Below are 14,833 nucleotides of genomic sequence, written 5' to 3' on the forward strand. Positions count from 1 at the left end.
TGCATCATTAGCAGGATACTAATTCCCGTATAAAACAATTTATATAACGATTGCGATAATGGAGTGAGTGATGTCCAGAATTGAGCACCAGGGAGGCATTAGCCGCAGAACGTTGGTGAAATCCACAGCCATTGGCTCACTGGCGCTCGCCGCAGGTGGCCTCGCGTTACCCTTCGGAGTCCGTACTGCGGCGGCAGGTGTGCAAAAAGCAATGCAGCCGGAGGACGATAAAGTCGTCTGGGGAGCCTGCTCAGTAAACTGTGGCAGCCGTTGCGCTCTGCGCCTTCACGTCAGGGATAATGAAGTCTGGCGGGTTGAGACCGACAACACGGGCGACGATGTTTACGGCGATCATCAGGTACGCGCCTGTTTGCGCGGACGCTCTATTCGTCGACGTATTAATCACCCGGATCGCCTCAATTACCCAATGAAACGCGTGGGCAAACGAGGTGAAGGAAAGTTTGAGCGGATCAGTTGGCAAGAGGCGCTTGATACGATTAGTCATAGCCTCAAAAACACCGTCGACAAATACGGCAATGAAGCCGTGTATATCAACTACTCCTCCGGCATCGTCGGCGGCAATATTACGCGCTCCTCGCCTTATGCCTCGCTCGTGGCCCGTCTGATGAACTGTTATGGCGGTTTTCTTAGCCACTATGGCACCTACAGCACGGCGCAAATCGCCGCCGCCATGCCGTATACCTACGGCTCAAATGACGGCAACAGTATCTCAGATATTGAAAACACCAGGCTGGTGGTGATGTTTGGTAATAACCCTGCTGAAACCCGGATGAGCGGTGGCGGTGTTACCTACTTTCTTGAGCAAGCCCGGGCGCGTTCAAATGCCAGGATGATCGTTATTGATCCCCGTTACACCGATACGGCAGCGGGTCGTGAAGACGAGTGGATCCCCATCCGTCCGGGTACAGACGCGGCGCTGGTCGCCGGAATCGCCTGGGTGTTGATCACTGAAAATCTTGTCGATCAGCCCTTCCTTGACGCCTGTTGCGTCGGCTACGATGAAAAAACACTCCCCGCTGATGCGCCAGCCAATGGGCATTACAAAGCTTACATTTTGGGTCAGGGCGAAGACGCCACCGCCAAAACGCCGCAGTGGGCATCGCATATTACCGGCATCCCGGTCGATCGCATTGTGAAACTCGCCCGTGAAATTGGCGCCACCAAACCGGCCTATATTTGCCAGGGATGGGGCCCTCAGCGCCAGGCGAATGGTGAGTTAACCTCACGCGCGATTGCCATGCTGCCGATTCTGACCGGCAACGTGGGGATCCACGGAGGCAACAGCGGTGCGCGCGAATCCACATACACCATCACGATTGAACGCATGCCGCTGCCGGACAATCCGGTTAAAACGCAAATTTCCTGTTTTAGCTGGACAGACGCCATCGTCCGCGGCCCGGAGATGACAGCCTTACGTGACGGCGTGCGTGGCAAAGAGAAGCTGGACGTACCGATTAAATTTATCTGGAACTATGCTGGCAACACCATTACCAACCAACACTCGGATATCAATAAAACGCACGAGATTTTGCAGGATGACTCGAAATGCGAAATGATCGTCGTGATAGATAACTTTATGACTTCTTCGGCGAAGTATGCCGACATCCTGCTGCCAGACCTGATGACCGTCGAGCAGGAAGACATTATTCCCAACGAGTCGGCCGGTAATATGGGGTATTTAATATTTATCCAGCCGACCACCGCGCCTAAATTTGAACGTAAGCCGATCTACTGGATTATGAGCGAAGTGGCAAAGCGCCTTGGCGCGGATATTCATCAGCGGTTCACCGAAGGGCGAACACAGGAGCAATGGCTGTACTATTTGTATGCCAAAATGCTGGAAAAAGACCCAGCGCTTCCCGCCTATGACGACTTAAAGGAAATGGGGATTTATAAACGTAAAGACCCGAACGGTCATTACGTCGCCTATAAAAAATTCCGAGAAGACCCGCTGGCGAACCCGCTCAAAACCCCGTCGGGAAAAATCGAAATCTACTCCAGCAGGCTGGCAACCCTTGCCAACACCTGGGAACTGGATAAAGGCGACGTCATCAGCCCACTGCCGATTTATGCCTCCACGTTCGAAGGGTGGGACGACCCTAAACGGAGCACATTCCCGCTTCAACTCTTTGGTTTTCATTATAAATCCAGAACGCATTCCAGCTACGGAAACATTGACGTTCTGAAAGCTGCCTGCCGACAAGAAGTCTGGATCAATCCGATAGACGCTCAAAAACGCGGCATTGCCAACGGCGATATGGTGCGCGTGTTTAACGATCGCGGTGAGCTTCGTATTCCCGCGAAGGTTACGCCGCGCATTCTGCCAGGGGTAAGCGCCATGGGTCAGGGGGCCTGGCATGACGCCGATATGTCAGGCGATAAAGTCGACCACGGCGCGTGCGTTAACACGTTAACCACGCAGCGTCCTTCACCACTGGCAAAAGGGAATCCGCAGCACACCAATCTGGTGGAAATCGAGAAAGTCTGAGTCCCGTCACTGCGTCGCCGCGGGCGTTTCAGCGACGCGTTGGGTTTCTGCCCGGGAGCAAATTCTGGTTGTGGGTGGCGATTCCCGCTAAAATGCCGCAAAACCCTGGCTAAACTGCGGTTACTGACCCACCGGATTTAGAACGCCCGGCATGACGGTTACAGGTTAATAAACTCGTGCGGGGAAACCCGCACCTTTTAGGACGTTTTGCATGACCTCAATTTCACAATCTAACGAATTCCCGATGGCGGCGCGGGTGCTTGGCGCCCTGTTTTACTACGCACCCGAAAGTAGCGAAGCCACCCCGCTGGTTCACGCATTAACCTCTGAGGGCTGGCAGGCGCAGTGGCCGCTTTCTCAGACGCTGTTAACGCCGCTGGTGACCTCTTTTCAGGCTGAGTGCGATGAATCGCTGACTGAAGCCTGGCAGCGGTTATTTGTTGGCCCGTGGGCGCTGCCTTCACCGCCCTGGGGATCGGTCTGGTTAGACAGAGAAAGCGTGCTCTTTGGCGACTCCACGCTGGCGTTACGCCAGTGGATGCGAGATAACGGCATCCAGTTTGAGATGCAGCAAAATGAACCCGAAGATCATTTTGGCTCCCTTCTGTTGCTGGCCGCCTGGCTCGCGGAGAATGACCGCCACACAGAATGCGAACAGCTTCTGGCCTGGCATCTGCTTCCCTGGTCGAGCCGTTTTCTGGCGGTTTTCATTGAGAATGCCAACCATCCATTTTACCAGGCATTAGGCCAACTGGCGCAGCATACGTTGGCCAACTGGCAGTCACAGTTGTTGATCCCCGTCGCGGTAAAACCGCTGTTCCGCTAAGATAACAGGCGTCGTTAACGTTTATCGACTCTGCGGGTCGGTAAGCGTTAATGTCCCGCTAACAACGGCAATTGACACGGACGGTTTTGCTTCTTTTCGCATTTCACCGCACACTACCGTTATCAAAATCACATCACACTGCGATTATTCATGCATCGTTTACCTGCTTACCCCGATCTTCGCACTCTGTTTCGCCGTTTATGGCTCGCCGCATTGATCGGTATTTTTGCTGCGCTGGCGGTGAGCGGATTTCGCCATGCGATGCTGCTCCTCGAAAAGCTATTTTTGAGTAATGACACCGGGAGTCTGGTCAATGCGGCAGCGGGTCTTTCGCCGCTAAGGCGTTTACTCACCCCCGCCCTCGGTGGGTTCGTTGCCGGAGCCCTGCTGTGGGGCTGGCAAAAAATGAATCAGCAACGCCCGCACGCGCCTACGGATTACATGGAAGCCTTGCAGACGGATGACCCCTTTGATTACCGTTCCAGCCTGGTGAAATCGCTGGCGTCGTTGTTAGTGGTTGCCACGGGGAGCGCCATTGGGCGTGAAGGTGCCATGGTATTGCTGGCCGCGCTGGCCGCCTCCGCATTGGCGCAACGTTTTGCGCCCCGTGAAGAATGGAAGCTCTGGATAGCCTGCGGTGCCGCAGCGGGTATGGCGAGCGCTTATCATGCACCGCTGGCCGGAAGTCTGTTCATCGCAGAAGTTCTCTTCGGCACATTAATGCTGGCATCACTGGGGCCGGTGGTGATCTCTGCCGTTGTCGCGTTGCTAACCACCCACGTACTCAACGACAGCAGCGCGCTGCTCTATACGGTTCACCTGTCACTCGACCTGCATGTGCGGGAATACGCCCTGATTATCAGTATAGGGCTGGTCGCCGGGCTCTGCGGTCCGTTACTGACGTGGTCAATGACCGCAACTCATCATGTTTTTTTACGGCTTCAGCTAACGCCGCCCTGGCAACTGGCATTGGGGGGACTGGCGGTCGGGTTGCTTTCTCTGTTGACGCCAACCGTCTGGGGAAATGGCTATAGCGTAGTGCAATCTTTTTTGTTATCCCCGCCGCTGCTTTCCGTGATTGCCGGGATCTTCATCTGTAAATTGCTGGCCGTGCTCGCCAGTAGCGGTTCCGGCGCACCTGGCGGCGTGTTTACGCCGACCCTGTTCGTCGGTCTGTCAATCGGTATGCTGTTTGGTCGCCTGTGGGGGATCGGGATCCCCGGCACGGATGAAATAGCGATTCTGCTGGGATTAACGGGGATGGCGACGTTACTGGCGGCCACCACGCATGCGCCGATAATGTCTACGCTGATGATTTGTGAAATGACCGGGGAATATCGTTTACTCCCCGGGCTGCTGATGGCGTGCGTAATCGCGTCGGTATTATCGCGAACGTTACGCCACGACTCGATTTACCGACAGCACGCTGCCAAGCATTGACATGCGGATGTACTGCCCGAGTTCACGCTGCTCTGCGCGAGGAAGATACGGCAGTTCGCCAATCAAAGGCGCAGGGATTTTTTTACCGAGTACATCAATGATCCCTGCATAATGCGCAAGGCCTGGGTTGATACGGTTCGCGACCCATCCCATTAAAGGCAGTCCATCATTGGCAATGGCCTGCGCCGTCAACAGCGCATGATTGATGCAGCCTTCCTGGATCCCCACCACCATCAGTACCGGCAGTTGCTCCTGCACGACCCACTCGGATAATGGACGAAGGTCATTCATCAGACTCCGCCACCCTCCGGTGCCTTCCACAACAACGTGATCCACCTTTTCACTCAGACTCGCCAACCCATTGGACAGCAAGGTGTAATTGATGGGGCCGCTGTGCGCCACGCTACTTTCATCTTCGCTTAACGCAATCGGGTTGATGGCTTCATAAGGTAATTCAATCGAAGAGACGCTTTGCAGCACCAGCGCATCTTTGTTGCGCAACCCTTCAGGGGTCTCTTTGCTTCCTTTGGCGACCGGTTTGTAACCCGCGACAGTTTTACCCCCTGACGCTAACGCTTGTAGTAATGCGCGGGAAACCACTGTCTTCCCAACAGAAGTGTCTGTACCTGTAATAAAGAAACGCTTCAGCATCACTAACTCCACCGTTATGCTTCAAAAATATAAGTCAGGAAAATAATACAGTGGAGAAAGTCTAAGGTATGACAAGGGGGATCGGCTTGAGATAGCGCAATTTTTCGTACGACAGTGAAAAAATGTTAACCCTGTAATAGACGAATCAACAAAGAGCCGTTATACATCGCGTCTTTTACTAACGCCGCGCCCGCCATCGTTCCCTGATTTGAAAACTGCGTGCTCTCAACGGCAATGTTTTTACTGTACGCCGGGAGCGCTTGCTGGCGAATGCTGTCGGCAATGGCGGGGAAAAGAATATCCGCTGCTTTGCTTAACGGAGAACCGATCAGGATTTTTTGCGGGTTAAATAAATTCACCATGATGGCCAGAATACGCCCCACATGGCTTCCGACGCCGCTGATGATATCCTTCGCCAGTAAGTCCCCTTCGAGGGCGGCCTGACACAGTGAATCCACCGTTAATGGCTGACCGTGCAGCGTAGAACTCATCGACTGATTGAGGCGTAATTGCGCCAGTTCGAGGACGCTGTCCACGCTGGCAATGGTTTCCAGACAACCGTGATTACCGCAATAGCAGCGTTTACCGTAAGGATCCACCTGGGTATGACCGATCTCAACCAGGCTACTGCTCCCCGCATGCAGCAAATGACCATCAGTGATGACGCCCGCCCCCACGTTGTGATCAATCACCACCTGAATGACATCACGCGCGCCGCGTGAGGCGCCAAAAAGCGCCTCGGCCATCGTCCAGGCACTGATATCATGCTGAATATAGACCGGTACGCCGGTATGCTTCACCAGCGTTTCACCCAGCGCCATCTCTTTGACATCGTCATAAAACGGCATCCGGTGAACAATGCCATTCTCAGTATCAATAATGCCCGGCATCGTGACGGCGATAGAGGTTAACCGCTCAAGCTGCTGTTGATGGCGGATAAAAAACTGATCGACCAGCATGATGATGCGATCAAGCAGCGGAAGGTCGGCAATAAGGGGAAGTTCAAGACACTCCTCCACAACCAGCTTGCTGCTCAGGTCGCGCAAGGCGAGGAAAATCTCTCCGCGACTGATGCGAATAGACAGGTAGTGCCAGGCCTCAGTTTCCACCACCAGCCCAACGGCAGGACGACCACGGCTACCCGCTTCTTTGATCTCCAGTTCCTGTACCAAATGCGCTTCAAGCATTTCGCGGACAATTTTTGTAATACTGGCAGGCGCCAATTGCGCAAGGCGAGAAAGATCAATACGCGATACCGGTCCGAGCTGATCAATCAGGCGATATACCGCGCCCGCGTTGGTCTGCTTGATTTGATCGATATGCCCAGGCTGACTATCAGCAACCACCTCTGACTCCCTTTATTTTCGCGCTCCGAAATAATCTGTAGGCTATGGTGAAGGACTTCAACACTTGCCGTCAAATTTTTACGTAGCCGTGTGATTTGCCGCACATTTTTACCGCTTTTTAAACTAAATTAAGCACGACTGACTGCGGATAACAACTGATGACGAAACCTCTGCGCGGCATGACTTTGCTCATGGTGTTTCGGCCAGACCAGCCACATTTCCGACACGGCATCGGCTTCAGCGATCGGTATCCAGCACATTTCATCAAGCTGCACACGTTTAAAGGAGGCGGGCAGAATCGAAACGCCCAGCCCTGCCGCCACCAGTCCGATGATGGTCATGGCCTCCCCGACCTCCTGGGTAATGACCGGCGTCAGATTATAACGACGCATCAGCCCGAGGATATCGTCGTACAGACCCGTGCCAACGTGGGGATCAAAAAAGACAAACGGCTCTTTTGCCAACTCGGCCAGCGTCACCACCGGCTTTTGCGCCAGATGATGCTCACGCGGGATCATCGCCATCAGCGGTTCATGCAGTATCACCTCCCGGTTCAGCGTATCCGGAAGCTGCGTATTACGCAGCAATCCCATGTCCAGCGCCCCTTCACTCAACGGCGCAATCTGCTCACGGGTATTCATTTCACGGGTCTGCATATGGACATCAGGAAATTCCAGACGAAACCCGGAAAGGGTATCGGAAACCGCTTTAATAAAGGGCGCAGACGAAGTGAAACCGATGCGTAATTCGCCCGCCTCTCCCTGATGCAGACGCTCAGCCCGCGCCGCCGCCTCATTGACCAGCCCCAGAATTTGCCGACTGTCGGCCAAAAACTGCCTCCCGGCGGCGGTCAACGCCACGCTGCGATTAGTTCGCGCCAACAGCCGCGCCCCAACCTGCTGCTCAAGGATCTGAATCTGTTGGCTCAGCGGCGGTTGCGAAATATTAAGACGGGCGGCGGCACGACCAAAATGCAGTTCTTCCGCAACCGCCACAAAATAGCGTAAGTGACGCAGCTCAATATTCATATTTTAAAAGTATTATTTGAGATTATTAATATATTAGACAGAATATTTTGATTTTCCTACTCTTAAGTCTGATTCTGCAAGCGTAGTGTTGCAGCCAGTCTGGATGAGGGTGTACATAATCCCAGACCCAAATGGCGCGAAAAGGCTTAATGAGTCAGTTTTTCAGGTGGTCATGCCCGTCACCTAAACTACGGGGATGCTAAGCAAGGATTTCACGTGAGCCGTACTACTATTGTCGATACCGCCCCGGCAAGCGATGTTGATGAACAGATTATTTCCCAGCCAAATCAATTTATAAAACGCGGCACCTCCCCGTTTATGCGCGTCACACTGGCGCTTTTTTCTGCCGGACTGGCGACATTCGCCCTGCTCTATTGCGTACAGCCGATTTTGCCTGTGCTGTCCCATGAGTTTGGCGTATCGCCCGCCAGCAGCAGTATCTCGCTGTCTATCTCGACCGCCATGCTGGCCATCGGTTTGCTGTTTACCGGCCCGCTTTCTGATGCCATCGGTCGCAAACCGGTGATGGTGACCGCACTGCTTCTCGCCTCCTGCTGTACGTTATTGTCCACCATGATGACCAGTTGGCATGGCATCCTTTTTATGCGGGCCTTGATTGGGTTGTCATTGAGCGGCGTTGCGGCGGTGGGAATGACCTACCTGAGCGAAGAAATTCACCCCAGTTTTGTGGCGTTTTCGATGGGGCTGTACATTAGTGGCAACTCCATTGGCGGAATGAGTGGACGCCTGATCAGCGGGGTCTTTACCGATTTTTTCAACTGGCGAATTGCGCTGGCGGCGATTGGCTGTTTTGCGCTCGCCTCGGCATTAATGTTCTGGAAAATATTGCCGGAGTCCCGTCATTTCCGTCCCACGTCGCTGCGGCCTAAAACGCTGTTCATTAACTTTCGTCTGCACTGGCGTGACCGGGGTTTGCCGTTACTGTTCGCCGAAGGCTTTTTGTTGATGGGGTCGTTTGTCACCCTGTTTAACTATATCGGCTACCGGTTGATGCTCTCCCCCTGGGAACTGAGCCAGGCCGTTGTCGGGCTGCTTTCCGTTGCTTACCTCACGGGGACATGGAGCTCGCCAAAAGCCGGTGCCATGACCACCCGCTATGGCCGCGGGCCGGTAATGTTATTTTCGACGGGGGTGATGCTGGCTGGTCTGTTAATGACGTTATTCAGCCCTTTATGGCTGATCTTTGCCGGTATGCTGCTTTTTTCTGCCGGTTTTTTTGCCGCGCACTCTGTCGCGAGCAGTTGGATTGGCCCTCGCGCGCGACGGGCGAAAGGCCAGGCATCGTCGCTTTATCTCTTTAGCTATTACGTAGGCTCCAGCGTTGCCGGGACGCTCGGCGGCATATTCTGGCATAACTACGGCTGGAACGGCGTTGGCGGGTTTATTGCGCTGATGCTGGTACTGGCGATTCTGGTCGGCGCGCGCTTGCACCATCGATTACACGCCTGACAATAAGAACCCCGGGCATCACGCAAGGTATAAAACGCCATGCCCGGGTATTCTTCCTGTCTCGACTAACACCCAACTACCACATTCCCAGGATGGAGGATGCCCCCACCATTTCCCTGATGGCGTCCAGTGCCAGAAGAGCAAATACAACCCAAATGATCGGATTCATAATGCTGTATGCGTTTGTTTTTATTTTCGAGGGCGATGTTACCACTTCGCAGACTAAAAAGAGGTACCAGTAAATAAAACGCCCTATTATGGTAGGAGTCATGACCAGCACACTCCGCCGAAGAGGATACATGGACAATAAAAACTATCAACAACTCACCCGCACCTTTTTGCGTTTATCCCGTTTTTCCCATCTCTCTGCCATCGCCAGTTGGGATATGTTTGCCATGATGCCTCCCGGAGGAAGCCGCGCCAGAGGCGAAGCGCTGGCGGAACTGAGCGTTCTGGAGCATCAAATCATTACCGATCCCGCCGTGGCAAAGTGGATTTCCGCTGCCGGGCAAGAGGATCTCGACGAGATTGAACGTGCAAACCTGCGTGAAATGACACGCCTTCACCATCAGGCGTCACTGCTGCCTGAGTCGCTCGTTGAGGCCAAATCCCTGGCGGGAAGCCGCTGTGAACATGCCTGGCGCACTCAGCGTCCGGCCAATGACTGGCAAGGGTTTTCGCAAAACCTCAAAGAGGTGGTGAAATACAGCCGTGAAGAGGCACGTTTACGCGCGCAAGCCAAAGGCTGCACGCCCTACGATGCGCTACTGGATGTCTTTGAACCGGATATGACCAGCGCGCAACTGGATGTGCTGTTTGCGGATGTGAAAAGCTGGCTTCCTGACCTGCTGAATAAGGCCGTCGCCAAACAATCCGAGCGCCCGCTTGTGGCACCGGTGGGGCCTTTCCCAACGTCGGTTCAGCGCGAACTGGGGCTGGAAACCATGGCGTTGCTGGGTTTTGATTTCAACGGTGGACGTCTGGACATTAGCGCCCACCCTTTCTGCGGTGGTGTCCCGGAAGATGTGCGGATCACCACACGTTACGATGAAAACGAACTGCTCAGCGCGCTGTTTGGCGTCATCCACGAGACGGGACACGCGCGCTACGAGCAAAACCTGCCGCGTGACTGGCCAGGACAGCCCATCGCGCTAGCACGTTCGACCGCTCTCCATGAATCCCAGAGTCTGTTTTTTGAAATGCAACTGGGCCGCAGTCAGGGATTCCTCAGGCAGTTGATCCCGGCGGTTAAACGCCACTTTGGCGATCAGCCAGCCTTTGATGAGGCTAACTTTATGGCCTGGAATCAGCAGGTGAAACCGGGATTCATCCGCGTAGATGCCGATGAAGTCAGCTACCCTGCGCACGTGATTTTACGCTATGAAATTGAGCGGGCGCTGATCAACGGCGACATCGACGTTGACGACATACCGGCGCTGTGGAATGAAAAAATGCAGGCCTGGCTGGGACTGTCAACTGAAGGGAATTATCGCGACGGTTGCATGCAGGATATTCACTGGACCGATGGCGGGTTCGGCTACTTCCCGTCCTATACGCTGGGCGCGATGTACGCCGCGCAGTTGTTCAGCGCCGCAAGCCGGGCGTTACCGAATCTGAACGCCCACATCGCCGAGGGCAACTTCACCGCCCTGTTCGACTGGCTGCGGCAAAACATCTGGCAACACGGGAGCCGGTACACCACCGCACAGCTCATTACCCAGGCCACCGGAGAACCCCTCAGTAGCCGGTACTTCCGCGAACACCTTGAATCACGTTATTTGTCATTGCCTCGCTAAACCAGAATGCCCGATAGCGCAGGCTTATCGGGCTTCTCTACCGCGTATCCCCCATCTTGTACATATCGTTACACGCCGATACCAATGACTCACGGAAGCCCTGAATTTACAGCGATATAGTGATTTCAACGGCCCCGCAGTGGGGTTGAATGAAAAACAAAATCGAGGGTATTAAAATGAAAAAAGTATTAGCTCTGGTTGTTGCCGCTGCTATGGGTCTGTCTTCCGCTGCATTTGCTGCCGAAACCGCAACCTCCACCACCGCACCAGCGGCCACCAAATCGGCTTCCGCGACCACCACACATCACAAAAAACATCACAAAGCCGCTGCTACCCAGAAAGCGCCAGAACAGAAAGCGCAGGCCGCTAAAAAGCACACCAAAAAGTCTGCAACCAAACCGGCGGTAGAACAAAAAGCGCCAGAGCAAAAAGCGCAGGCGGCTAAAAAATCCACCAAAAAACCGGTGAAACACGAAACGACTAAACCGGCCGCTCAACCGGCTGCGTAAGATTCATCCAGGTTCAATGGCGCTCCCCCGCGCCATGACACACGGCGCTAAATTGTTCTGATTTAGCGCCGTCCTTTTGGAGGGTGATAAGGTGCCTCGTTACCGTTTTGAGTTCATTCTTATCGCACTTATTTTATGTGCACTTATCGCCACGCATTTTTATCTTTCCTGATGTAGTCATCTGATTTTACTCCCACTTTTCTGCCGTCCCGTCTATAGTATTTACTGAGGGTTTGCTTTTTATAATCATAATTACCCACACAGAGTGTGATATGCAGAAAACCATTGCCGTATTACTGGCTTCAGTTTGTCTTTCTCCTGTCGTGACTCATGCGGATGAGGTTAATACGACTGCCACGGATACCCCTGAAGTCAAAACACTATTTTTTGGTCAAGATGATCGCGTTCAGGTCGCTGACCCAACCCAACCGCCCTGGGATGCGATTGGGCAACTGGAGACCGCCAGCGGTAACCTCTGTACCGCTACGCTCATCTCACCACATCTGGCGCTGACGGCGGGACACTGTTTGCTCATTCCACCGAAAGGTAAGCCGGATAAAGCCATCGCCTTACGTTTTGTGTCGAAGAAGGGACTCTGGCGCTACGAAATTCACGGGATTGAAGGACGGGTCGATCCTTCACTGGGTAAGCGGCTGAAACCGGACGGTGATGGCTGGATTGTTCCCCCTGCGGCGGCATCCTGGGACTTCGGTCTGGTGGTGTTACGCTACCCGCCTTCCGGCATTACGCCACTGCCCTTATTTGAAGGCGACAAAGCGGCGTTAACCGCAGCGCTGAAGACCACCGATCGTAAAGTGACGCAGTCGGGATATCCGGAAGATCATATTGATGCGCTGTATACACACCAGGATTGTCTGGTCACCGGCTGGGCGCAAACGTCGGTTCTCTCTCATCAGTGCGATACGTTGCCTGGCGACAGCGGTTCGCCATTGATGCTGAAGACCGATGCGGGTTGGCAGTTGATTGGCGTGCAAAGCTCCGCCCCGGCGGCCAAAGACCGCTGGCGGGCAGATAACCGCGCACTCTCCGTCACGGGGTTTCGTGACAAACTGGACGCGCTGGCTCAGCAATAACTTAGCAATGTCGTTGCTGGCGAAGCTGTAACAGCGATTCGATCGGCATCGGCTGGCTAAAGTAAAAACCCTGAAGCTGGTCACATCCGGCAAGACGCAGCAGCTTCATCTGTTTTTCTGTCTCCACGCCTTCGGCAATGACCGCCATCCCGAGCGCACTGGCAATACGGATGGTGCCGCTCACCAGCGCTGACGCCTGATCGTCATCATCCACCAGGCCTGCCAGCGATTTATCAATCTTAATGGTGTCGAAATTAAAGCGGCGTAAATAACCGATGCTCGAATATCCGGTGCCGAAATCATCCAGCGCCACCGCCGTACCCAGTGATTTTAAATTTGCGATAGCGGCGCGCGCCCGTTCCGGGCTTTCCAGCACATAGGTTTCGGTGACTTCCAGCTGTAAACGCCCCGCCGGAAACCCAGTTTCCTGAAGCACGCCCGCCACTTTGTTCTCAAAATCCGGGTCGCGGAACTGGGCGGGAGAAATATTCACCGACAGTTTAAGGTCACTCAGCGGCTGGAGATCAAAACAGGCGCGGCGCAATACAAATTGACCGAGCCGGTAGATCAAGCCGCTGGTTTCAGCAATGCGGATAAACTCATCCGGTTTTAATTCGCCAGCAGGTCGGCGATGCCAGCGAGCCAGCGCCTCCACCCCAATCATTATTTGCGACCGGGCATCAACAATAGGCTGATACCAGATATCGAACTCTTCTCTTTCCAGGCCGAGGCGAATGTCATTTTCGATAACGATTTCACGTTCCCGAACGCTGTTTAATTCAGAATCGTAATGCGTAATTCGCCCCTTGCCGGTACTTTTGGAGTGATACATCGCGATATCCGCCCGGCGGAACAGTTCTGAACTGGTAATCTCCACCAGCGAGCCACTCGCAATACCAATGCTGGCGCCAATGTGGATAGTTCTTTCCCCCAGGCTAATGGGCGTATTGAGATAATCCAGAACACTGCCCGCAAATGCCGCCGCGCTTTCTTCCGCGCGCGCACCGCCAACCATCATGGCAAATTCATCCCCGCCCATGCGCGCCAGCATCCCTTCCGGCGGGATTTTATCTCTCAGCGTTTGGGCAATGGTGACAATCAGTTGATCGCCAACGTGATGACCGTAAATATCATTGACGTCTTTAAACCCATCCAGATCGATAAAGACCACGCTTTTCGTTCCCGGCTCGCCGCTTAACCTGGAGTGCTCCAGCTTTTCAATTAAAGCGCGGCGGTTTGGCAAATGACTTAACCAGTCAATACGGGCAATGCGTCTTGCCTGCTGCTCACCTTTTGCCAGTTTATAAAGTCCAACGCTGCTCAACAGAATAAAGAGCAGAATTAACGCCGCGGCCAGCATGACTATCTGCGTAATATCACTTGACGCTGCCTGCGCTGCCTGCACTCCGGGTAGACGCGCCTGCCAGCTAAGGTAGCCAAGTACCTCTCCGGCCGAGCTTTTCAGCGGTATGCTGGGCCCCACCGAGGGTTCAGTCGTATAGGCGAGGTCTTCTATCTGAAAGGTTTTACCCAGTCCGCTCAGGATCTCTGGGTTGAGATGGCGGGTAATGACCAGGTACCGACGTTCGCTTCCCTGAACGGGAAATCCTTCCGCCATCGGGCGGATCAACCCGATACCGACAAAGGCAACGCCTTCCCGGGTGCGGGTTATTCCGGCATAAATGTTTTTTTCGCTGGCGAGAGGCTGAGCATGTTGGTCGATCAGGAACTGCATACCCCGGCCAAAAAAACGGAGGTTATCTTCCGTAAACGGCTTACCGCGAAATGCGCCCCATAAAACGTGAAAGTGCTCGTCGAGGATAAACGTGCCGTCATACAGGTTATTGATCTTAAGGCCTGAACCCCAGGTTTTAGATAACCATGCGGTGTCTAACGTGGGTCGATATGCCTCTTTGACCGCTTCGTCCCAGACGGCATTGTCCAGCACCAGCGACCATACGCGATTCACCGAGGTTTGCACCGCCCCTTGCACCGACAGTGCCGTGCGGCGGTCGTCAATTTCGTTAGTTTTGGTGGTGATCAGATGAAGGGAAAGATAAAGCAGAGCCACGACCGAGATTATCAGACCTATCCCGGCCATAAAAATCATAACAAACAGCGTTTTCGCTGTAGGAATATTACGCCAGTGCAACAAATTTGCCAT

General features: G+C 53.9%; 13 protein-coding genes. 8 read left to right on the forward strand and 5 right to left on the reverse strand.

Features of this window, described 5'->3' with window-relative positions; all coding sequences use genetic code 11:
- Positions 1-70 precede the first annotated feature (70 nt).
- The 3 genes from ynfE (at position 71) to clcB (ending at position 4,775) form a co-directional block, all read left to right on the forward strand.
- Positions 71-2,509 carry a selenate/tellurate reductase subunit YnfE gene (gene ynfE / locus ACO7SM_RS11560; protein ID WP_490467664.1) on the forward strand — a complete coding sequence of 813 codons (2,439 nt, stop codon included), beginning with the start codon at positions 71-73 and terminating at the stop codon, positions 2,507-2,509.
- A 211-nt stretch (positions 2,510-2,720) separates the two neighbouring features.
- Complete coding sequence (dmsD, locus tag ACO7SM_RS11565) at positions 2,721-3,335, forward strand: Tat proofreading chaperone DmsD (RefSeq protein ID WP_490467665.1); 615 nt, start codon at positions 2,721-2,723, stop codon at positions 3,333-3,335.
- 150 nt (positions 3,336-3,485) lie between these two features.
- Positions 3,486-4,775 (forward strand): voltage-gated ClC-type chloride channel ClcB, encoded by a 1,290-nt coding sequence (gene clcB / locus ACO7SM_RS11570; RefSeq protein ID WP_490467666.1) that lies wholly within the window; start codon positions 3,486-3,488, stop codon positions 4,773-4,775.
- On the opposite strand, the gene bioD is transcribed toward clcB, so the two are convergent.
- The 3 genes from bioD to ACO7SM_RS11585 all read right to left on the reverse strand — a co-directional run bounded on the left by bioD (position 4,731) and on the right by ACO7SM_RS11585 (position 7,800).
- Positions 4,731-5,426, reverse strand: a complete 696-nt coding sequence (gene bioD / locus ACO7SM_RS11575) for a dethiobiotin synthase (RefSeq protein WP_490467667.1) — start codon at positions 5,424-5,426, stop codon at positions 4,731-4,733. The two genes, clcB and bioD, sit on opposite strands and share 45 nt — an antisense overlap.
- A 125-nt stretch (positions 5,427-5,551) precedes the next feature.
- Complete coding sequence (gene mlc / locus ACO7SM_RS11580; protein WP_490467668.1) at positions 5,552-6,772, reverse strand: sugar metabolism global transcriptional regulator Mlc; 1,221 nt, start codon at positions 6,770-6,772, stop codon at positions 5,552-5,554.
- Between the two features lie 128 nt (positions 6,773-6,900).
- On the reverse strand, positions 6,901-7,800 hold the full coding sequence (locus ACO7SM_RS11585) for a LysR family transcriptional regulator (protein WP_490467669.1): 900 nt from the start codon (positions 7,798-7,800) through the stop codon (positions 6,901-6,903).
- A gap of 216 nt (positions 7,801-8,016) precedes the next feature.
- On the opposite strand from ACO7SM_RS11585, the gene ACO7SM_RS11590 reads away from it, so the two are divergent.
- Positions 8,017-9,270, forward strand: a complete 1,254-nt coding sequence (locus ACO7SM_RS11590) for an MFS transporter (RefSeq protein WP_490467670.1) — start codon at positions 8,017-8,019, stop codon at positions 9,268-9,270.
- A 76-nt stretch (positions 9,271-9,346) separates the two neighbouring features.
- On the opposite strand, the gene ACO7SM_RS11595 is transcribed toward ACO7SM_RS11590, so the two are convergent.
- A complete protein-coding gene (locus ACO7SM_RS11595) occupies positions 9,347-9,571 on the reverse strand; it encodes a KPN_01571 family protein (protein ID WP_490470935.1) in 225 nt (74 codons plus the stop codon).
- On the opposite strand from ACO7SM_RS11595, the gene ACO7SM_RS11600 reads away from it, so the two are divergent.
- The 4 genes from ACO7SM_RS11600 (at position 9,570) to ACO7SM_RS11615 (ending at position 12,669) form a co-directional block, all read left to right on the forward strand.
- Positions 9,570-11,066, forward strand: coding sequence for a carboxypeptidase M32 (locus ACO7SM_RS11600; protein WP_490467671.1), 1,497 nt, complete (start codon positions 9,570-9,572; stop codon positions 11,064-11,066). The genes ACO7SM_RS11595 and ACO7SM_RS11600 overlap by 2 nt on opposite strands.
- 176 nt (positions 11,067-11,242) lie before the next feature.
- Positions 11,243-11,575, forward strand: coding sequence for an acid resistance repetitive basic protein Asr (gene asr, locus ACO7SM_RS11605; protein WP_490467672.1), 333 nt, complete (start codon positions 11,243-11,245; stop codon positions 11,573-11,575).
- Positions 11,576-11,666: 91 nt separating this feature from the next.
- A complete protein-coding gene (gene ydgU, locus ACO7SM_RS11610; protein WP_192614343.1) occupies positions 11,667-11,747 on the forward strand; it encodes a small membrane protein YdgU in 81 nt (26 codons plus the stop codon).
- Between the two features lie 100 nt (positions 11,748-11,847).
- Positions 11,848-12,669, forward strand: coding sequence for a trypsin-like serine peptidase (locus tag ACO7SM_RS11615; RefSeq protein WP_490467673.1), 822 nt, complete (start codon positions 11,848-11,850; stop codon positions 12,667-12,669).
- 1 nt (position 12,670) lies between these two features.
- Here the strand turns inward: ACO7SM_RS11615 and ACO7SM_RS11620 are convergent, their stop codons facing one another.
- A complete protein-coding gene (locus tag ACO7SM_RS11620) occupies positions 12,671-14,833 on the reverse strand; it encodes a bifunctional diguanylate cyclase/phosphodiesterase (RefSeq protein ID WP_490467674.1) in 2,163 nt (720 codons plus the stop codon).

This window comes from Citrobacter sp. LJND-P06, assembly GCF_058188415.1.